Origin of the sequence: Rhodanobacter sp. FW104-R8, from assembly GCF_001617365.1 — a bacterium.
In the GTDB taxonomy this organism is placed as follows: domain Bacteria; phylum Pseudomonadota; class Gammaproteobacteria; order Xanthomonadales; family Rhodanobacteraceae; genus Rhodanobacter.
In genome coordinates this window covers 75,713-95,846 of the sequence record NZ_LVJR01000027.1, presented here as the reverse complement: position 1 = coordinate 95,846, position 20,134 = coordinate 75,713, and the positions used below count along the sequence as shown (strand labels likewise).

Here is a 20,134-nt window from a genome sequence, read left to right as displayed (position 1 = left end):
CGATGGCCGCGTCGGTTTTCAGCGAGATTCCTGTGCCGGCGCCACGCGCAACAGGTCGTCGGCGTCCGCGGTATGGAAGTGCCGCTTGAACGCGACTTCGCCGGTGGCCGGCTCCTCCAGTTCGCGGGCGTAGCGGTGGCCGGCGTAGACCGCATGCGCGATCAGCCCCGGCGCCTCGGCGTCACCGATGCAGCGCAACGATCGCACGCCGGCAGCGGACCACTCCGGCTCGCGCCGCAGCAGTTCCTGGTACAGCGCGTCGTCGGGCACGCGGGCGGTCACCGTGACCACCGCGTCGCAGGCCAGCTCGCGGCGCCGGTGGGTCCAGATGTCCTCGACGGTGAGCGTGGCTCCGTCGAAGCCGACGATGTCGTGCGACACCAGCGCCTCGATGCCGAGCTTGGCCATCCGCTTGCGGATATGCCGGTAGTCGAGCGTGTGCTGGCCCCACGGCGCGATGCTGTCGTCCGGAGTCAGGTGGGTCACCTCGCAACCGCGCAGGCGCAGGACCTCGGCGGCCACGCTGCCGTAGTAGAAGCCGTCGTCGTCGAATACCACCACACGTCCTTCCGGCAGGCGGCCGTCCATCAGGTCGTCGGGCGTGAACACGCGCGGGTTGTCGACGAAGCCGGGAATGGCGAAACCGTTGCTGCGCCCGTAACCGTCGCGGCGCCAGTGGCAGCCGGTGGCCAGCACCACGTGTTCGGCGCCGAAGTCGAGCACGTCCTGCGCGGTGAGTACCGAATCGAGATAGACGGCTATGTTGGCGAGCTTGTTGATCTGGCCCACGCGCCAGTCGCGCACGCGCGCCCACTCGGCCAGGCCGGGCAGGCGCGCTTCGCGGGTAACGCGGCCGCCGAGTTCGCGGCGCGCCTCGGCCAGGCTCACCTCGTGGCCGCGCTGACCCAGCGCGCGCGCGGCTTCCAGCCCGGCCGGTCCGGCGCCGACCACCAGCACGCGGCTGGCCGTGCGCGCCGGCGCGATGCGTTCCGGGTGCCAGCCCTTGCGCCACTCCTCGCCCATGGTCGGGTTCTGCGTGCAGCGGATCGGCGAGATGGTCATGTCGCCGGAGACGCAGATGTTGCAGCCGATGCATTCGCGGATGTCGTCGACGCGGCCTTCCTCGATCTTCTTCGGCAGGAACGGGTCGGCGATCGACGGGCGCGCGCAGCCGATCATATCCAGCACGCCGCGCTTGAGCTGCGACACCATGGTGTCCGGCGAGGTGAAGCGGCCCACGCCGACCACCGGCTTGCTGGTGGTCTGCTTGACGAAGTCGATGAACGGCTCCTGCGCACCCTCGGCGGCGAAGCGCGAGGGCACCGAGTCGTTGTACCAGGCGGCGAGGTTCACGTCCCACAGGTCAGGCAGTTCGGCCAGCATGCCGACGATCTCCTTCGCCTCGGCCAGTTCCACGCCGCCGGGCCCGAGCAGTTCCTCGGTGGCGAAGCGCAGCGCCACGGCGCAGGTGTCGCCGACGGCATCCTTCGTGTCCTGCAGCACCTCGCGCAGCAGGCGCACGCGGTTCTCCAGCGAGCCACCGTATTCGTCGCTGCGCTGGTTGCGCCGGCGCTGCAGGAAGTGCATCGCGAGCGACAGGTCGTGCGCCGCGTAGACGTAGATGATGTCCATGCCCGCGCGCTTGCCGCGGATCGCCGCCTCGCGATGCCAGCGCCGGTACTCGCGGATGTCGTGCAGGGTCATCGCGCGCGCCTGCGACGGGTAGCCGTACTTGGACGGCTGATGCGACGGCGCCAGCAGCACCTCGCGCGAATACAGGTTCGACGCGGTGGGACCGTTGTGCGACAGCTCCAGCGCGGCGAGCGCGCCGTGCGCGTGCACCTTGTCGCACATCAGCGCCAGTGCGGGGATGTCGCGGTCGTCCCACAGCCGCGCCTCGACGTAGGGCGTGAGGTCGCCGCTGGGATGGATCTCGCACTCCTCGGTGGAGACCACCGCCCAGCCGCCCTCGGCCTTGGTCTCGCGCATAGCCGCGTGCGCCAGCGGCATCGCATGGCCCATGCCGTTGCAATGCGGCACCTGGAAGAAGCGGTTCTTCGCGGTGACCGGGCCGATCTTGATCGGGGTGAACAGGATGTCGTAGCGCGGATCTCTCATTCCGGGATGACCTCGACGGGCGGCGCGCTCCTGTGCCGCAGGCGCATGAACGCATACAGCGGCAGGCCCGCTGCGATCAGTCCCAGCGCGTACAGGAACGGCTCGTGGCCGATGCCGACGAAGGCGAAGACCACGAACAGCACGCAGGTGACGGCGACCAGCAACACCCGCACCGAAGTGCACGTCGCGGTGCGCCGCCGCCACAGCACGACCAGCGCCAGCGCGCAGCACAGGTAGAGCGGCAGGTTGGCGGCGGTGACCACCCGGGTGAGGAAGGTGAACGCCGACACCAGCGACTTGCTGTAGCTCATCCCGATCATCGCCGAGGCGAGCGCGCCGATCACCAGCAGCGCCACCGCCGGCGCGCCATGGCGGTTATTGCGCGCCAGCACAGCCGGCAGCACGCCGTTGTGCGCCATCGTGCGGGTCAGCTCGCCGGCCAGCAGGGTCCAGCCGTTGAGCGCGCCCAGCCCGCTGATCACCACGAACAGCGCCAGCCAGCGCCCGGAGCCGGCGGCGGCGAAGCGGTCCATCAGCAGCGCGAACGGCGCGTTCGCCTCGGCCAGTTCCTGCTGCCGGATCAGCAGCAGCGGCACGGTGGAGACGATGATGTAGATGATCGCGGTGAGCACGGTGCCGGTCATGGTCGAGCGCGGGATCGTGCGCGCCGGGTCGTCCACCCGCGCCGCCGGCACGCTGGCCGATTCGATGCCGAGCATCGCGAACAGGGCGATGGTCGAGGCCGCCATCACGCCGCCCAGGGTGACCGGCGTGGCCGGCGGGTGCGCGACGTAGCTCGCCGGCGAGTCGAGCAGGACCCAGCCGCCGAGCAGGGCGATCGCCAGCATCGGCAGCAGCTTCAGGACGGTGGTGACGATTTGCACCCCGCCGCCGGTGCGCACGCCGAACAGGTTGATCGCCACCACCGACCACAGCAGGCACAGCGCGAACAGCGCCGGCTGGATCGCACCCAGCGGCGGGAACACCACCGTCATGTAGCCGACCACGCCGGTGGCGAGCGCCGCGTTGGTGAGCCACAGCGACACCCAGTACGCCCACAGCGCTAGGTACGCCGGCAGCTCGCCCAGGGTGCGGCGGATGTAGCCGTACGGACCTTCGGCGTCGGGCAGCGCGCGGGCCAGGTGCGAGAACACGCGGGCCAGCACCAGGCAGCCGGCCAGCACGATGATCCAGCCGATCAGCGCATTGAACCCGAACGGCGCCAGCGATGCCGGCAGCACGAAGATGCCCATGCCGATGACATTGCCCACCACCAGCGCGGTGCAGGTCCAGAAGCCGATCTTGTTGCGGTCGTGCATGCCGGCTTCCGCGGGTTTGGGTTCGGAGAGGGAGCGGCCGGGTCGGGCCACGCTCACGCGGACTCCCCGGCGGGTCCGGCGTAGGCCGCGCGCAGCAGGTTCTGGAAATGCCAGACGCCGCCTTCGCGCTTCGGGCACAGCCGGCCGGGGACGTAGTATCCGGACGCCAGTCCCTTCTGCACCGCCTCGCAGATCGCGATGTCCTCGTGCTGCACTTCGTCGCTGAACGCCTGGTCGGCGGCGATGCGGGCCTGGGCGCCGGCGTCCTGCGCGTAGTAGTAGTCGAACACGATGCGGCAGCGGTCCGGCCCCAACGGCAGGATGCGGTTGGTCTGCAGCCGCCCGGGCATGATGTTGAGCATCACGTTGGGGTAGACGAAGTAGTAGAACGCCTGGCCGTCGCCGTAGAGCTCGCTGCTGTTGCGCAGCGGCGAGGACTGCAGCGAATGCCACGGGAACAACTCGGTGTCGTAGGCGCGGTAGTCCAGCACCCGGGACAGGCCCGGGTGCACATGCGGCAGGTGGTAGCCCTCGAGGAAGTTGTCGACGTAGACCTTCCAGTTGCAGTCGATGTCGTAGTTGTCGCGGCGCAGGTAGCGCATCGCCGACAGGTCGATCGGCGCGATGCGGCCGGCGATGCCGCCGTAGACCTCGTCGAACGGCGGCACAGCCGGGTCGAGCGCCACGAACACCAGGCCCTGCCATTCGTGCACGCGCAGCGGCGGCAGGCGGATCTCCTCGACCTTGAAATCGCAGGCGTCCTGCATCTCCGGCGCGCTGCGCAGCTGGCCTTCGAGGGTGTAGGTCCAGCCGTGGTACTTGCAGTGCAGGGCGCGCGCGCCCTTGCCGTCGCACAGCGCCAGCGGCCCGGCGCGGTGGCGGCAGACGTTGGGGAAGGCGCGCAGCACGCGGTCCTGTCCGCGCACCAGCAGGATGGGCACCCCGGCGATCTGCTCGACGGCATGGTCGCCCGGCTCTGCCAGTTGTTCCTGGTGCGCCACCAGCTGCCAGCTGCGCGCGAATACCGCGCGCTGTTCCATCGCCAGCATCGCGTCGCCGGCGTAGTAGCGGGCGGGCAGGGCGCGCGCGCGGTTGAGTTCCTCGACCAAGGTGTCGGTAGGCATGAGCAGGTTCAGTCCCCGGATGGGTGGGCACGGCGAGCAGCCGTCTTCCGGAGCATCCATGTCCGCGTACCGTCTCGCGCCCGCAGCTAGTGTTCGCGATCCAGCCTAGCGCCTCCGCCGGACCGGGGGCAACAGGCCCCGGCCTGCGTGGACGGGATGCCGGCGCATGGCACATTTGCCGGCAACTACTATCTACCGGCCGGATTCGGTTGTAGATTGCGGCGATATCCATTGGGGAGCTGCTGCCGTCCATGCAAGGTGCTGTACCTAGGCTGTGCCGCCCGAGACTCGACCCGCACGGGCGGAGCGCATTGTCACCGCGGGAGCGGTCGTGACGGAGGCGTCAGCCACCGGTACGCTGGAACAGGCGCTGGCCCATGCCGCCCGCCTGCTGGATCGCGATCCGGCCATGGCGGTCGAGCAGCTCGACGAAATCCTTCAGGTCGCCCCGGGCCACCCAGTCGCGCTGCAGCTGCTGGCGGCGGCGCGCTCGCTGCAGGGGGACGTGCAGGGCGCGCTCGACATCCTCATTCCGCTGGCGCGATCCCAGCCGAACTGGGCCGTGGCCCATCTCGACCTGGGCGTGGCCCTGGGCCGCCGCGGGCGCGGGCAGGAGGCGATCGACGCGCTGCGTCGGGCGGTGACCTTGAAGCCCGACCTGCCGCAAGCCTGGCGCGCGCTCGGCGACCATCTCATGGCGGCCGGCGAACAGGCGCAGGCGGACGCGGCGTACGCCAGCCACGTGCGTTACTCCACCCGCGACCCGCGCCTGCTGGCGGCTGCCGTCGCCCTGGTCGAGAACCGCATTCCCGAGGCCGAGGCCCTGCTGCGCGAGCACCTGAAACAGGCGCCGACCGACGTGGCGGCGATCCGCATGTTCGCCGAGGTCGCCGCCCGGCTGGGCCGCAACGAGGATGCCCTGCACCTGCTTGAGCGCTGCCTGGAGCTGGCCCCCAGCTTCCATGAGGCGCGCCAGAACTACGCGCTGGTCCTGCATCGCAGCAACCAGCCGGAGCAGGCGCTGGTCCAGATCGAGCGCCTGCTGGCGGCTGATCCGGGGCACCTGGGCTGCCGCAACCTCAAGGCGGTGGTGCTGTGCCGGATCGGCGACTACGAGCCGGCCATCCGCATCTATGCCGACCTGCTGGAACGTTATCCGCGCAACGCGAAGGTATGGGTGAGCTACGGCCATGCGCTGAAGACCGCCGGGCACACCGAGCGCGCCATCGCCGCGTATCGCCGCAGCCTGGAGCTCGAACCGTCGTTCGGCGAGGTCTGGTGGAGCCTGGCCAACCTGAAGACCTTCCGCTTCGGCGCCGACGAACTGGCCGCGATGCGCCGGCAGCTGGCGCGCACGGATCTCACTGAGGACGATCGCCTGCACCTGGAGTTCGCCGTGGGCAAGGCGCTGGAGGACGCCGGCGAATACGAGCCGTCGTTCCGGCATTACGCGCAGGGCAATGCGATCCGCCGCACGCAGCTGCACTACAGCGCCGACGACACCAGCGCGCGGGTGCGCTATATCCGCGAGCACTACACGCGCGACTTTTTCGCCGCGCGCGCCGGCGCCGGCAGCGCGGCGCCCGACCCGATCTTCGTGGTCGGCCTGCCGCGGGCCGGCTCCACCCTGATCGAGCAGATCCTGTCCAGCCACAGCCAGGTCGAAGGCACCATGGAGCTGCCCGAGGTCACCTCGATCACGCGCCTGCTGCGCCTGCAGGGCGACGCCGGCAGCGCGATGCCGTACCACGGCGCGCTGGCGGCGCTCGACGCCGACGCCCTGCGCGCGCTGGGCGAGCGCTACCTCGCGCACACCCGGATCCAGCGCAAGACCTCGGCGCCGTTGTTCATCGACAAGATGCCGAACAACTTCATGCACATCGGCCTGATCCACCTGATGCTGCCGAACGCGAAGATCATCGACGCGCGCAGGCATCCGCTGGCGTGCTGCTTCTCGGCCTTCAAGCAGCATTTCGCGCGCGGGCAGAACTTCAGCTACGACCTCGAGGACGTGGGGCGCTACTACCGCGACTACGTGGCGCTGATGGCGCACTTCGACGCCGTGCTGCCCGGGCGCATCCACCGCGTCGTGTACGAGCGCATGGTCGAGGACACCGAGGGGGAGGTGCGCCGCCTGCTCGACTATTGCGGCCTGCCGTTCGAGGCGTCGTGCCTGCGGTTCTTCCAGAACCCGCGGCCGGTGCGCACGGCCAGTTCGGAACAGGTGCGCCAGCCGATCTACCGCGAAGGGGTGGATCACTGGCGCCACTACGCACCATGGTTGGGGCCTCTGGCATCGGCGTTGGGGCCGGTGCTGGAGAACTACCCCGACGTACCGGCATTGGAGTAATGGCTGAATTCGATGGATTAGTCCTGGACATGCGAGGGGAGAGTGTATGCACGCGATACGATCGAAACAGATCACGGGGACGCGACAGGCGGGCCTGACCCGGCTGCCGCTTGCGGCGGCGATCTGTCTGGCCATGGCCGCGCCGGCTTTTGCGCAGGACGCGGGGCAGGCCCAGGCGCCTTCGGCGAAACCGAAGACCACGACGCTGAGCGTGGTGAACGTGACCGCGCAGAAGCGCGTGGAGAACCTGCAGAAGGTGCCGATCAGCATCAACGTGCTGGAGACCGACCAGCTCGAGGCGCTGCACGTGCAGAACTTCAACGACTACGTGAAGTACCTGCCCAGTGTCACCTTCCAGCAGGGCGGCGGCGGCATCGCCACCGGCCCCGGCTTCGCCAGCATCTACATGCGAGGCGTGGCCAGCGGCGGCAACACCAACCATTCCGGATCGCAGCCCAGCGTGGGCGTGTACCTGGACGACCAGCCGGTCACCACGATCCAAGGCCCGCTCGACATCCACATGTACGACATCGCCCGCATCGAGGTGCTGGCCGGGCCGCAGGGTACGCTGTACGGCGCCAGCGCGGAGGCGGGCGCCCTGCGCATCATCACCAACAAGCCCGATACCAGTGGTTTCGCGGCGAATTACGCCATCGGCGTCGACAAGGTGGCGCACGGCGGCGTCGGCTTCACCGCCGAAGGCATGCTCAACATCCCGATCAGCAAGAGTGCGGCGGTGCGCATCGTCGGCTGGCGCGAACACGATGCCGGCTACATCGACAACCAGGCCGGCTCGCGTACGTTCCCGGTGTCCGGCATCACCGTCAGCAACGCCGACAACTGCAAGCCGGGCCCGATGCTGGAATGCTTCGGGCACGCCCGCAAGCACTACAATGACGCCAACACCAACGGTGCCCGCGCCGCGCTGAAAGTCGACCTCAACGACAGCTGGTCGATAAGCCCGACCCTGATGGGGCAGCAGACGATCTCGCACGGCACCTTTGCCGGCGATCCCGCCATCGGCGACCTGGCGGTCACCCACTTCTACCCCGAGCGCGTCAACGACCGCTGGTGGCAGGGCGCGCTGACCGTGCAGGGCAAGATCGGCAACTTCGACCTGACCTACGCCTATGCGCACCTCAAGCGCGACCAGGAAGAGCAGACCGATTACAACGACTACTCGTTCTGGTACGACACCCTGCTTTCCTACGGTGCCTACATCCACGACAACAGCGGCGCCCTGATCAATCCGTCCGAGTTCATCAGCGACCGCGACCACTACGCCAACAGCAGCCACGAGCTGCGTATCGTCTCGCCCAAGGAGGACCGTCTGCGGCTCGTCGCCGGCGCGTTCTGGCAGAAGCAGAAGCACGACATCATGCAGGACTACCAGATCAACAAGCTGGCGACGTCGCTGTCGGTCGCCGGCTGGCCCAACACGATCTGGCTGACCCGGCAGATGCGCTACGACTACGACAAGGCGCTGTTCGGCGAGCTGTCCTACGACATCATCCCCGACGAACTCACCGCCACGGTGGGCGAGCGCTATTTCCGCACCAGCAATGACCTGTACGGCTTCTACGGCTTCAGCAAGGGCTTCTCGCCGAATTCGAGCTACGGCGAGGCGGGCTGCATCTCGCCGCAGCCGTTCATCGATGCGCCGTGCCTGGTCTTCAACAAGCACGTGAAGGAAAGCGGCTCGCTCGGCAAGGTCAACATCACCTGGAACATCTCGCCCACCAAGATGATCTACGCCACCCGCTCCGAAGGCTTCCGCCCGGGCGGCGTCAACCGTGCCGGCCAGCTGCCGCCCTACCAGGCGGATTTCCTGACCAACCTGGAGCTGGGCTGGAAAACCTCCTGGTTCGACAACCGGGTGTCGTTCAACGGCGCGGTGTTCCGCGAGAAGTGGAACGACTTCCAGTTCAACATCCTCGGCGCCAACGGCCTCACCCAGATCAAGAACGCCAACTCGGCCCGCATCGACGGACTGGAGTCGCAGGTGAACTGGCAGGCCACCTACAACCTGAATCTCAGTACCGGCCTCGCGTGGTACAACGCCAAGCTGACCGCGAACTATTGCGGATTCACCGACGCCAATGGCAACACGGTCACCTATTGCCCTGCCGGCACGATCAACCCCAACACCGGCGCGGTGGTGAACGGGCCGCTGGCCCCGAAGGGCACGCAGCTGCCGATCACGCCCCGCTTCAAGGCCAACCTGGTGGCGCGCTACACCTTCAGCCTGGGCGGGAACGATGCCTTCGTCCAGGCCGCGTTCGTGCATGTGGGCCGACGGACGACCGACCTGCGCCTGCTCGAGCGGAGCCTGCTCGGCAACCTGCCGGCGTACAACTCGGTCGACTTTTCCGCCGGCATCCAGAAGGGCAGCTGGTCGCTGAACGCGTATGTCGACAACGCGTTCGACAAGCGGGGGGCGCTGTACAAATTCACCGAGTGCGGCGTGACGGTGTGCGCTGCCCACAATGTCGTCGCGCAGTACCCGAACGGACAGGTCTACACCGGCTTCAGCCAGCCGCGCACGTTCGGCATCCGCTTCAAGCAGGACTTCTAGGCGGGCGAGGCCAGTCCGTGTGCAAGAAAGGCCCCGGTGCGAACCGGGGCCTTTCGCGTTTCCGTGGGTAGCCGCGGCGATCGGCCGGGTCGCGTTCGTCCGGTTGTCCGTGCGGTGTCCGCGGACACTGCACCGACAAGGCGCGTTATACGCAAATCATTGAAATACAAATTTTTTTACGCCGTTGCCGCGTGGCACGCGGATTGCAGCCATCTCCGTGCAACCGCGCTGTCCGCGGTCAGGAACGGCATCGATGATCCGCGACACGTCCGCACAAGACCGCTTGGTCGAGGTGAAATCCAATCCCAGGCGCCGGCTGATCCTGGTCGGCGCCGGCGTGCTCGTGCTGGCCCTGCTGGCGTGGCTGGCGCCGCGTGCCGGCCGGCTGTTTTCCGCTTCCGAATCGGTCAGCAGTTCGCGGCTGGCGTTCGCCACCGTGGAGCGTGGTCCGTTCGTGCGCGACATCGCCGCCGAAGGCAAGGTGGTCGCCGCGGTCAGCCCCACCCTGTACGCCACTTCCGGCGGCGCGGTGACGCTGAAGGTGCACGCCGGCGACACGGTGAAGAAGGACCAGGTGCTGGCCACCATCGTCAGTCCCGAGCTGACCAACAAGCTGGCGCAGGAGCAGAGCAACGCCGACGCGATGGAAGTGGAATACCAGCGCGCGCAGATCGACGCGCGCAAGAAGCGCGGCGAACTGCAGAAGGCCTACGACAACGCACAGATCGACGCGACCGCCGCCGAACGCGACCTCGAGCGCAACCAGAAGGCATTCGACAAGGGCGCCGTACCCAGCATGGCGGTGGACCGCGCCAGGGACGAGCTGCAGAAGGCGAAGATCGCCCTGCAGCACGCCAAGGCCGACCTGGGCATGGACAACACCAGCCTCAGCTTCGACATCCAGTCGAAGAAGCTCGCGCACGAGCGCCAGCTGCTGCTGGTGAAGGACCTGCAGCGCCAGGTCGACGACCTCAACGTGAAATCGCCGGTCGACGGCCAGGTCGGCCAGCTGTTCATCGCCGAACGCGCCACCGTGGCCAAGGACGCGCAGCTGCTCAGCGTGATCGACCTGTCCGCGCTGCAGGTGGAGATGCAGGTGCCGGAAAGCTTCGCGCGCGACCTCGGCATCGGCATGGCCGGCGAGATCAGCGGCAACGGCCACACCTGGAAGGGCCTGGTCAGCGCGATCTCGCCGGAAGTGGTCAACGGCCAGGTCGCCGCGCGGCTGCGCTTCGAAGGCGACACGCCGAAGCAGCTGCGGCAGAACCAGCGCCTGTCGGTGCGCGTGCTGCTGGACAAGCGCGACGACGTGCTGACCGTGCAGCGCGGCTCGTTCGTCGACGAATCCGGCGGAAGCTACGCCTACCTGGTGCGCGACGGCCTCGCCAAGAAAACCCCGATCCGCGTCGGCGCCTCCAGCATCGACAAGGTGGAAATCCTCGACGGCCTGAAGGCAGGCGACCGCATCGTGATCTCCGGCACCGACAGCTTCAAGGGCGCGGCGACTGTCGCGATCAGCAACTGACGATTTCTCCCTCCCCTGCGCGCAGGGGAGGGCTGGGGAGGGGTAAAGCTCTTGCTTGCAAAGTCAAAAGCATCACCCCCTCCCAGCCTCCCCCTGCGACCGAAGGAAGTCCCTTTGGGACATGCAGGGGGAGGAGCAAAGACCATCACCACCACCGAGGAACAACCATGCTGAAGATGACCCACCTGTCCAAGGTCTACCGCACCGAAGTGGTGGAGACCTACGCGCTGCGCGATTTCAACATCGACGTGAAGGAGGGCGAGTTCGTCGCCGTCACCGGCCCGTCCGGTTCCGGCAAGACCACCTTCCTCACCATCGCCGGCTTGCTGGAAACCTTCAGCGGCGGCGAGTACCACCTCGACGGCATCGAGGTGAGCAACCTCAACGACAACGCGCGCTCGAAGATCCGCAACGAGAAGATCGGCTTCATCTTCCAGGCGTTCAACCTGATTCCCGACCTCAACGTGTTCGACAACATCGAGGTGCCGCTGCGCTACCGCGGCATGAAGGCGGCCGAGCGCAAGCAGCGCATCATGGATTCGCTGGAGCGCGTGGGCCTGGCCTCGCGCGCCAAGCACTACCCGGCCGAACTGTCCGGCGGCCAGCAGCAGCGCGTGGCGATCGCCCGTGCGCTGGCCGGCAGCCCGCGCCTGCTGCTGGCGGACGAACCGACCGGCAACCTCGACACCCAGATGGCGCGCGGCGTGCTCGAACTGCTGGAGGACATCCACCGCGGCGGCGCCACCATCGTGATGGTCACGCACGACCCGGAACTGGCGGCGCGCGCCCAGCGCAACGTGCACATCATCGACGGCCAGGTGGTGGACCTGTCCGAGGACCCGCGCTTCCACTCCATCCACGCGGTCCAGGTGGACGAGGCGCACGGCTGAGCGGCAGGGATTCGGGATTGGGGACTCGCAAGAGCCGCGGCCCGCGGACCCGCCGCTTTCCCTGATCTCCTATCCCGTCCTCCCGAATCCCGGAACTTGAGATGCTCGCCTACTACTTCCAACTTGGTCTGCTCAGCTTGCGCCGCAATCCGGCTCTCACCGCGCTGATGGTGATGGCGATCGGCTTTGGCGTGGCCGCGTCGATGATCACGTACTCGGTGTTCCGCGCCGTGTCGGGCAATCCCATTCCGGGCAAGTCCGCCCAGCTGTTCACGCCGCAGGTCGACAGCTGGGGGCCGCAGCAGAACCTGAAGGGCGAGCCGGCGGAAGCGCTGGCTTACACCGACGCGATGGCACTGATGCGTGCGCACGCGGCGAAGCACCAGACGCTGTTGTATCCGGTGCAGCTGTCGGTGATGCCGGGCGGCAATCGCGATCTCCCCTTGAATGCCAACGGCTACGCCGTCACCGCCGATTTCTTCACCATGTTCGAGGTGCCGTTCCGCTACGGCAGCGGCTGGAGTACGCGGGACGATGATGCGCGAGCCAGCGATGTGGTCATCAGCAGCGAGCTCAACCAGAAGCTGTTCGGTGGCGCCAACAGCGTGGGGCGTGCGCTCAGCCTTGGCGGTCATGATTACCGCGTTGTGGGCGTCGCCAGCCACTGGAACCCGCGTCCACGTTTCTACGACCTGTTCAGTACCAGCGGCTTTGCCGACGAGCCGGATATCTACATGGTGTTCAACCGTGCGCTGGATCTGCAGATGCGCACGGGCGGTCGCAACAGTTGCCGCGGTTCGCTCGCCTACACGAGCTGGCAAGGCTATCTGCAAAGCAACTGCGTCTGGGTCACGCCATGGGTGGAACTGGGCAGCCCCGCCGAAGTCGCCAGCTACAGCAGCTTCCTCGCCAACTACGCCGCTGACCAGCAGCGCGCGGGCCGCTTCAACTGGGCAGCCAACGTGCGCCTGCGCGACGTGATGCAGTGGCTCGATTACGAGCACGTGGTGCCGCCGGAAAGCCGCATCTCGCTGGCGGTGGCGCTGGGCTTTTTCCTGATCTGCCTGGTCAACACCATCGGCCTGCTGCTGGCGAAATTCATGCGCCGCGCCGGCGAGATCGGCGTGCGCCGCGCCCTGGGCGCAACGCGGGGCGAGATCTACAAGCAATACCTGGTCGAGGCCGGCACGGTGGGTCTCGCGGGCGGCCTGCTGGGCCTGCTGCTCACTGCGCTGGGCGTGTCCGGCGTGGGCATCCTGTTCCAGCCGGAGATCGCCAAGCTGGCGCAGCTCGATTTCTCGCTGGTGGGCCTGACTTTTGTCGTTGCGATCATCGCCACCGTGCTGGCGGCGTTCTACCCGGCGTGGCGCGCGGCACACGTGCAGCCCGCCTGGCAGTTGAAGTCGAGCTGAGGAGAGCGCCATGAATATCCAGATCAGGCCCATCCTCACCGCGCTGCGCCGGTACAAGGCCGGCACCCTGCTGATCGCGCTGCAAATCGCGTTGACCTTGGCCATCGTGTGCAACGCGTTGTTCATCATCCACCAGCGACTGGCCAACCTGTCCGCTGCCAGCGGCGTGGACGAGGCCAACGTGTTCGTCATCGCCAATATGTGGGCCGACGTCGGCCAATCGACGGCGCAGGTCGATGCGCAGGTGCGCGCCGACCTGCTCGCGCTGCGGCAGCTGCCTGCCGTGTCCGACGCCACGCCTGCCAGCGGTTATCCGCTGAGGGGCGGCGGCTGGGACAACTTCGTCACCATGACGCCCGAGCAGACCAGGCCGACCACCGATGCGGCGGTGTACACCGGCGACGAACATTTCATCGGCACGCTGGGCCTGAAGCTCGTCGCGGGGCGCAATTTCCGCCCCGATGAGGTGATGGTGATGGGCACCCAGCAGGCAATCACCCCGCCGACGGCGATCGTGAGCAAGGCGCTGGCCGACCGTTTGTTCCCCGATGGCAACGCGCTGGGCAAGAGCTTCTACGCGATGGGCGCCACGCCGAGCACCATCGTCGGCATCGTCGATCCGCTGCACCGGCAAGGCGTGGATCAATGGAGCAACAGCTATGCCGGGCAGGCGCTGATCTGGCCGATGCGGGCGGATGATTCGCGCGGCATCTACTACATCGTGCGCGCCAGGCCCGGTCAGCTTGCCGACGCGATGCGCGAGGCGCCCAAGGCCCTGTACGCGCAAAGCCGCCTGCGCATCATCGACCCGAAGGACGGCATCCAGGACTACGCCACCATCCGTCACAAGGTGTACGACCGCGACCGCGGCATGGCGATCCTGATGGGCATCATCAGCGTGGTGCTGCTGGCGATCACCGCGGCCGGCATCGTGGGCCTCACCAGCTTCTGGGTCGGCCAGCGCCGCAAGCAGATCGGCGTGCGCCGCGCGCTGGGCGCCCGGCAGCGCGACATCCTCGCCTACTTCCTCACCGAGAACTTCCTGATCAGTGCGGTGGGCGTGGTGCTGGGCACCGTGCTGGCGATCGCCTTCAACCTGTGGACGGTGACCCGTTTCGAGATGAGCCACATGTCGATGGCCTACGTGGGCATCGGCGTGGCCGTGCTGCTGCTGCTCGGCCAGGGCGCGGTGCTGGCGCCGGCGCTGCGTGCCTCGCGCGTGTCGCCGGTGGAGGCGACGCGGTCGGTGTGACGTTCTTTTCTCCCTCCCCTGCAAAGCAGGGGAGGGCTGGGGAGGGGTGCTTTTGATCTTGACGTCAAAAGCTTTACCCCCTCCCGACCTCCCCCTGCTTTGCAGGGGGAGGAGACAAAACCTGGAGCATTTGGAATGTTCAGCTACTACCTCGAACTGGCCCTGCGCAGCCTCAAGCGAAGTCCCGGCCTGACCGCGCTGATGGTGCTGACGATCGGCTTCGGCGTGGCCGCGTCGATGACCACCTGGTCGGTGTTCCGCGCGGTGTCGGGCGATCCGATCCCGTGGAAGTCGTCGAAGCTGTTCGTGCCGCAGATCGACAACTGGGGGCCGAACGGGCGCAGCAGCGACGGCGAGCCGCCGAACGCGATGGACTACACCGACGCGGTCACCCTGATGCGCGATCACCGCGCCAGGCTGCAGTCGGCGATGTACCAGATCTCCCCGTCGATCGTGCCGGCGGATGCGGGCAAGCATCCGATCAACGTCAGCGGCCACGCGGTGTACGGCGAGTTCTTCCCGATGCTCGACGTGCCGTTCCTGTACGGCAGCGGCTGGAGCGCCGACGACGATGCGCAGCGCGCCGCGGTGGCGGTGATCAGCAGCAAGCTCAACCAGAAGCTGTTCGGCGGCGACAACAGCGTGGGCAGGACCGTCAACATCGAGGGCAAGGACTACCGCGTGGTCGGCGTGCTGAACGACTGGAATCCGCAGCCGCGTTTCTTCGACGTGGTCAACAGCGGTGGATTCTCCACCGGCGTCGAGGATGTGTTCGTGCCGTTCCAGCGCGCCATCGCCGTCGGCATGCCGAACGACGGCAACACCAATTGCAACGCCGTTCCCACCGAGTCGGGCTTCGTCGGCCTGCAGCATTCCGCCTGCGTGTGGATCGCCTACATGGCCCAACTGGACGATGCGGCCGCGGTGACGGCCTACCGGCAGTACCTCGACGGCTACGCGCGCGACCAGCAGCAATCCGGCCGCTTCGGCTGGGCGCCGAACAACCGCCTGCGCGACCTGCCGGCATGGCTGGACAACCAGCACGTGGTGCCCAGCGACACCAAGGTGTCGCTGCTGGTGGCGCTGGGCCTGCTGCTGGCCTGCCTGGTCAACACGGCCGGCCTGCTGCTGGCGAAGTTCCTGCGTCGCAGCGGCGAGATCGGCGTGCGCCGCGCGCTGGGCGCGCCGCGCCGGGCGATCTATGCGCAGTTCCTCGTCGAGGCCGGCATGATCGGCCTGAGCGGCGGCGTGCTAGGCCTGCTGCTGACCGGCGTCGGCGTGGCCAGCGTGGGCTGGGTCTTGCCCAAGGACATCGCCGCGCTGGCGCGGGTCGACTTCTCGCTGCTCGTGCTCACCCTGCTGGTAGCCGTCGTCGCCACCGCGCTGGCCGGGCTGTATCCCACCTTCCGTGCCTCGCGCGTGCAGCCCGCGTGGCAACTGAAATCGAACTGATGACTGCCCCACGACTCCGCCCAGCCGTAGGAGCCCGCTCGCGGGCGATGCTTTTGAGCCGGGTTTCAGAATTCAGGATCCGGGGTTTGCACAAGCAGGAGCATCGCCCGCAAGCGGGCTCCTACGGTATCGGCGGCGGCCCGTCTGTCTCGCGCAAGGAACGACAACCATGACACTCCCACCCATTCTCGCGGCGCTGCGCAAACACAAGGCCGGCGTCGTGCTGATCTCGCTGCAGATCGCGCTGACCCTGGCGATCGTCTGCAACGCGGTATTCATCATCGGCCAGCGCGTCGAACGGGTGAACCGGCCCACCGGCCTCGACGAGAACGACCTGTTCCTGGTGTCCCAGCAATGGGTGGGCGCACCCAGCGGCGACGACCCGTCCGGCGTGGAAAAGCTCGACGTGATGCAGCAGGAGGACCTGGCGGCACTGCGCAACCTGCCCGACGTGGCCTCGGTGGCGCCGAGCAACTCGGTGCCCCTGCTCAATTCCTCGTGGACCGGCGCGCTGTCGCTCAAGCCCAACCAGAAGTTCGAGAAAGGCATCACGCGCACGGCGTACTACTTCACCGACGAGCATGCCCTGGCCACGCTGGGCCTGCGCCTGGTGGCCGGCCGCGCCTTCACGGCCGGCGACGTGCAGCACCAGGGAGCACGCGACCAGCGTGACCGTCCGATCGTGATCGTGACCCAGGCACTGGCCGACAAGCTGTTCCCGCAACGCGGCGCGGTGGGCAAGGTGGTCTATGCCGATGGCAGCAGCGCGCCGAGCACCGTCATCGGCGTGGTCGCGCGCCTGCAGACGCCAAGCACCGGCAGCTGGGGCAACGGCTTCGCGTGGCACTCGACCCTGGTGCCGACCCGGCTGGACGCGAACTTCGCGCGCTATGTGGTGCGGGCCAAGCCGGGCCGGCGCGATGCCGCGATGCGCGCCGTGCCGGCGACGCTGTATGCGGTGAACCCGATGCGCGTGCTCGACGACGACAGCGTCAAGTCGTTCGCCGATATCCGCGCCAGCGCCTACCGGGCCGACGTCGGCATGGCGATCCTGATGGGCGTGGTCTGCCTGATCCTGCTCTGCGTCACCGCCGCCGGCATCGTCGGCCTCACCAGCTTCTGGGTCGGCCAGCGCCATCGGCAGATCGGCGTGCGGCGCGCCCTGGGCGCGCGCCGGATCGACATCCTGCACTACTTCCAGATCGAGAACCTGCTGATCGCCGGGATGGGTGTCGTGCTCGGCGTGCTGCTGGCGGTGGGCCTCAACGCGTGGCTGATGATGCATTACGAGATGACGCGCCTCCCGGTGCTGTACGTGCTGACCGGCGTGCTGGCGATGCTGGCGATCGGGCAGGCCGCGGTGTTCGTGCCGGCGCGGCGCGCGTCGAACGTGCCGCCGGTGGTGGCGACGCGGGCGGCGTGATGAAAGCCGGGAATCGGGATTCGGGATGGGGGATTCGGCAAAGCCAAGACTTGCCGTGTCGCCGCTCTTCCAAATTCCGAATCCCGAATCCCGAATCCCGTCTCCAAAGGAGACCTTGATGTTCACCTACTACCTCGACCTGGCCCTGCGCAGCCTCAAGCGCAACAAGGCGCTCACCGCGCTGATGGTGCTGGCGATCGCGCTGGGCATCGGCGCCAGCATGACCACGCTCACGGTACTGCACGTGCTGTCCGGCGACCCGCTGCCCGGCAAGAGCGCGCAGCTGTACTACCCGCAGGTCGATCCGCAGGACATCAAGGGCATGCAACCGAACAAGGAGCCGCCGGATCAGGTCACCCTGATCGACGGCCTGAACCTGCTGCGTGCCGGTCGCGCCGACCACCAGGCGCTGATGAGCGGCGGCTCGGTGCCGCTCCAGCCGGAACGATCCTCGCTCGATCCGTTCTACGTCGAGGCGCGCTACACCAGCGCGGATTTCTTCGCGATGTTCGACGCACCGTTCCTGTACGGCCACGGCTGGACCGCGGCGGACGGCGAGGCCAAGGCGCGCGAGGTGGTGATCGCGAAGTCGCTCAACGACAAGCTGTTCGGCGGAGCCGACAGCGTGGGCCGCACACTGCGCATGGCCGGCACGTCCTTCCGCATCGTGGGCGTGCTGGACAGCTGGCAGCCGAACCCGCATTTCTATGATCTGAACACGGGCTCCTACGCCTATGGCGAGCAGGTGTTCCTGCCGCTGCAGACCATGTTGGAGTTGCGGCTGGATCGCAACGGCTCCAGCGATTGCTGGGGCAACGGTGGCGGTGGCGTCGGCAACATCCTGCCTTCGGATACCTGCGTGTGGCTGCAGTTCTGGGTGCAACTGGACAGCCCCGTGAAAGCAGCCGCGTACGAGGAGTTTCTCGTGCACTACTCGCAGGAGCAGAAAGCGCTGGGCCGGTTCCAGCGCGCTCCCAACGTGCGCCTGCGCAACGTGGTGCAGTGGCTCGACTACCAGAGGGTGGTGCCCAATGACGTGCGCCTGCAAACCGGGTTGGCGTTCGGCTTCCTGCTGGTATGCCTGGTCAACACGGTGGGTCTGATGCTGGCCAAGTTCATGCGCCGCTCGGCCGAGCTGGGCGTGCGCCGTGCGCTGGGCGCGTCGCGGCGCGCGTTGTTCGCGCAGTTGCTGATCGAATCCGGCGTGATCGGCCTGGTCGGCGGCATCGGCGGCCTGCTGCTGGCGATGTTCGGGCTGTGGCTGGTGCGACAGCGGCCTTCGGATTACGCCGCGCTGGCACACCTGGATCCGAGCATGCTGCTCGCCACCTTCGTCCTGGCGGTATGCGCCACGCTGCTGGCCGGCCTGCTGCCGGCCTGGCGCGCCTGCCAAATCGCGCCCGCCCTGCAACTGAAGAGCAACTGAGGTGAGCATGGACATTCTTCCGATCCTTTCCACGCTGCGCCGGCACAAGCTCACGTCCTGGCTGCTGATCCTGGAGATCGCGCTGACCTGCGCCATCGTCTGCAACGCGGTATTCCTGATCGGCCAGCGCCTGCAGCGCATGGACATACCCAGCGGCGTGGCCGAGCACGAGCTGCTGCAGATCCAGGTGGCCGATGTGACGACTCTGTCCAATCCGTATGCCCGCCTCGCGGAGGATGTGGCGGTGCTCAGGCAGGTGCCCGGCGTGCTTTCGGTGGCTTCCTCCAACCAGGTGCCGTTCGGCCACTCGTCGTCGAACGGCAACATCCGGCTCGACCCGGCGCAGCCCGAGCGCACGCTCTTCGCCACCACCTATTTCGGCGAGAACCTGGTGCCGACGCTGGGCACGCGGCTGGTGTCCGGGCGCGACCTGCAGCCGGATGACTTCGTCGATGTGGAGACGGCGTTGAAGGCGCTCGGCACGGGCGACAGCAAGAGCCTGCCGCACGTGACGCTGATCACCCGGACCCTGGCCGAGCGGCTGTGGCCGGGACAGAACCCGCTGGGTCGCGCCATCTACCTCACGCCGGTGGTTGGCCTGCGCGTGGTCGGCGTGCTGGACAGTTTGGTGCGGCCGAATGCGTACGACGTGGCCAAGGCGCAATACACCATGGTGGTGCCGATACGCATGGGCACGAACAAGGACCAGAGCTACCTGATCCGCACCCGGCCGGAAGATCGCGCGAGCGCCATGGCCGCTGCGCTGGCCGCCCTGAAGAAGGCCGACCCGCAGCGCGTGGTGACCACCCAGCGCAGTTTCGACGAAGTACGCCGGAAGTTCTTCCAGGACGACCGCGCGATGGCCGGCATGCTGGTCGGCGTGATCGTGGCGCTGCTGACCGTCACCGCGCTGGGCATCGTGGGCCTGGCCAGCTTCTGGGTGGCGCAGCGGCGCCGCACGATCGGTGTTCGCCGTGCGCTTGGCGCCACTCGCGCCAACATCCTGCATTACTTCCAGACAGAGAACTTTCTGCTTGCCACGATCGGCATTGCGCTGGGCATGGTGCTGGCCTACGGCATCAACCTTTTCCTGATGGCCCACTACGAGCTGCCGCGGCTGCCGGGCATCTATTTCCCGGTGGGTGCGGTGGCGCTGTGGCTGATCGGCCAAGTCGCCGTGCTCGGCCCGGCGCTGCGCGCGGCGGCGGTGCCGCCAGTGGTGGCGACAAGGTCGGTGTGATGAAGCCGGGGTTGGGGATTGGGGATTC

General features: G+C 67.7%; 13 protein-coding genes. 10 read left to right on the top strand and 3 right to left on the bottom strand.

Annotated elements, in window-relative coordinates; translation table 11 throughout:
* Nucleotides 1-18: 18 nt before the first annotated feature.
* Genes RHOFW104R8_RS08640 through RHOFW104R8_RS08630 form a run of 3 tightly spaced genes read right to left on the bottom strand, consistent with a single transcriptional unit; the run spans nt 19 to nt 4,561 of the window.
* On the bottom strand, nt 19-2,118 hold the full coding sequence (locus RHOFW104R8_RS08640; RefSeq protein WP_068093193.1) for an FAD-dependent oxidoreductase: 2,100 nt from the start codon (nt 2,116-2,118) through the stop codon (nt 19-21).
* Complete coding sequence (locus RHOFW104R8_RS08635; RefSeq protein ID WP_068093196.1) at nt 2,115-3,437, bottom strand: APC family permease; 1,323 nt, start codon at nt 3,435-3,437, stop codon at nt 2,115-2,117. The genes RHOFW104R8_RS08640 and RHOFW104R8_RS08635 overlap by 4 nt, the downstream gene beginning before the upstream one ends.
* Nucleotides 3,438-3,490: 53 nt before the next feature.
* Nucleotides 3,491-4,561 (bottom strand): aromatic ring-hydroxylating dioxygenase subunit alpha, encoded by a 1,071-nt coding sequence (locus RHOFW104R8_RS08630; RefSeq protein ID WP_068093198.1) that lies wholly within the window; start codon nt 4,559-4,561, stop codon nt 3,491-3,493.
* Nucleotides 4,562-4,892: 331 nt separating this feature from the next.
* Between RHOFW104R8_RS08630 and RHOFW104R8_RS08625 the strand changes: the two genes are divergently transcribed.
* The 10 genes from RHOFW104R8_RS08625 (at nt 4,893) to RHOFW104R8_RS08580 (ending at nt 20,106) form a co-directional block, all read left to right on the top strand.
* Nucleotides 4,893-6,911, top strand: coding sequence for a tetratricopeptide repeat-containing sulfotransferase family protein (locus RHOFW104R8_RS08625; protein ID WP_068093200.1), 2,019 nt, complete (start codon nt 4,893-4,895; stop codon nt 6,909-6,911).
* A 46-nt stretch (nt 6,912-6,957) separates the two neighbouring features.
* On the top strand, nt 6,958-9,486 hold the full coding sequence (locus RHOFW104R8_RS08620) for a TonB-dependent receptor (RefSeq protein ID WP_201028671.1): 2,529 nt from the start codon (nt 6,958-6,960) through the stop codon (nt 9,484-9,486).
* Between the two features lie 253 nt (nt 9,487-9,739).
* Nucleotides 9,740-11,011, top strand: coding sequence for an efflux RND transporter periplasmic adaptor subunit (locus tag RHOFW104R8_RS08615; RefSeq protein WP_068093203.1), 1,272 nt, complete (start codon nt 9,740-9,742; stop codon nt 11,009-11,011).
* A 167-nt stretch (nt 11,012-11,178) separates the two neighbouring features.
* Nucleotides 11,179-11,901 (top strand): ABC transporter ATP-binding protein, encoded by a 723-nt coding sequence (locus tag RHOFW104R8_RS08610; protein WP_068093205.1) that lies wholly within the window; start codon nt 11,179-11,181, stop codon nt 11,899-11,901.
* A 101-nt stretch (nt 11,902-12,002) separates the two neighbouring features.
* Nucleotides 12,003-13,313, top strand: a complete 1,311-nt coding sequence (locus RHOFW104R8_RS08605) for an ABC transporter permease (RefSeq protein ID WP_068093206.1) — start codon at nt 12,003-12,005, stop codon at nt 13,311-13,313.
* Between the two features lie 10 nt (nt 13,314-13,323).
* Entirely contained in the window at nt 13,324-14,565 is a 1,242-nt protein-coding gene (locus RHOFW104R8_RS08600) for an ABC transporter permease (protein ID WP_068093208.1), read from the top strand.
* A 135-nt stretch (nt 14,566-14,700) separates the two neighbouring features.
* Nucleotides 14,701-16,017, top strand: coding sequence for an ABC transporter permease (locus tag RHOFW104R8_RS08595; RefSeq protein WP_068093210.1), 1,317 nt, complete (start codon nt 14,701-14,703; stop codon nt 16,015-16,017).
* Between the two features lie 169 nt (nt 16,018-16,186).
* Complete coding sequence (locus RHOFW104R8_RS08590) at nt 16,187-17,440, top strand: ABC transporter permease (RefSeq protein ID WP_068093211.1); 1,254 nt, start codon at nt 16,187-16,189, stop codon at nt 17,438-17,440.
* A gap of 118 nt (nt 17,441-17,558) precedes the next feature.
* Nucleotides 17,559-18,866, top strand: coding sequence for an ABC transporter permease (locus RHOFW104R8_RS08585; RefSeq protein WP_068093213.1), 1,308 nt, complete (start codon nt 17,559-17,561; stop codon nt 18,864-18,866).
* Between the two features lie 7 nt (nt 18,867-18,873).
* Complete coding sequence (locus tag RHOFW104R8_RS08580) at nt 18,874-20,106, top strand: ABC transporter permease (protein ID WP_068093480.1); 1,233 nt, start codon at nt 18,874-18,876, stop codon at nt 20,104-20,106.
* The last annotated feature ends 28 nt before the right edge of the window (nt 20,107-20,134 follow it).

What these genes read in the sequence shown, in the direction of transcription:
- RHOFW104R8_RS08640 (WP_068093193.1), bottom strand. Translation starts at nt 2,118, where the DNA reads ATGAGAGATCCGCGCTACGACATCCTGTTCACCCCGATCAAGATCGGC.
- RHOFW104R8_RS08635 (WP_068093196.1), bottom strand. Translation starts at nt 3,437, where the DNA reads ATGCACGACCGCAACAAGATCGGCTTCTGGACCTGCACCGCGCTGGTG.
- RHOFW104R8_RS08630 (WP_068093198.1), bottom strand. Translation starts at nt 4,561, where the DNA reads ATGCCTACCGACACCTTGGTCGAGGAACTCAACCGCGCGCGCGCCCTG.
- RHOFW104R8_RS08620 (WP_201028671.1), top strand. Translation starts at nt 6,958, where the DNA reads ATGCACGCGATACGATCGAAACAGATCACGGGGACGCGACAGGCGGGC.
- RHOFW104R8_RS08615 (WP_068093203.1), top strand. Translation starts at nt 9,740, where the DNA reads ATGATCCGCGACACGTCCGCACAAGACCGCTTGGTCGAGGTGAAATCC.
- RHOFW104R8_RS08610 (WP_068093205.1), top strand. Translation starts at nt 11,179, where the DNA reads ATGCTGAAGATGACCCACCTGTCCAAGGTCTACCGCACCGAAGTGGTG.
- RHOFW104R8_RS08605 (WP_068093206.1), top strand. Translation starts at nt 12,003, where the DNA reads ATGCTCGCCTACTACTTCCAACTTGGTCTGCTCAGCTTGCGCCGCAAT.
- RHOFW104R8_RS08600 (WP_068093208.1), top strand. Translation starts at nt 13,324, where the DNA reads ATGAATATCCAGATCAGGCCCATCCTCACCGCGCTGCGCCGGTACAAG.
- RHOFW104R8_RS08595 (WP_068093210.1), top strand. Translation starts at nt 14,701, where the DNA reads ATGTTCAGCTACTACCTCGAACTGGCCCTGCGCAGCCTCAAGCGAAGT.
- RHOFW104R8_RS08590 (WP_068093211.1), top strand. Translation starts at nt 16,187, where the DNA reads ATGACACTCCCACCCATTCTCGCGGCGCTGCGCAAACACAAGGCCGGC.
- RHOFW104R8_RS08585 (WP_068093213.1), top strand. Translation starts at nt 17,559, where the DNA reads ATGTTCACCTACTACCTCGACCTGGCCCTGCGCAGCCTCAAGCGCAAC.
- RHOFW104R8_RS08580 (WP_068093480.1), top strand. Translation starts at nt 18,874, where the DNA reads ATGGACATTCTTCCGATCCTTTCCACGCTGCGCCGGCACAAGCTCACG.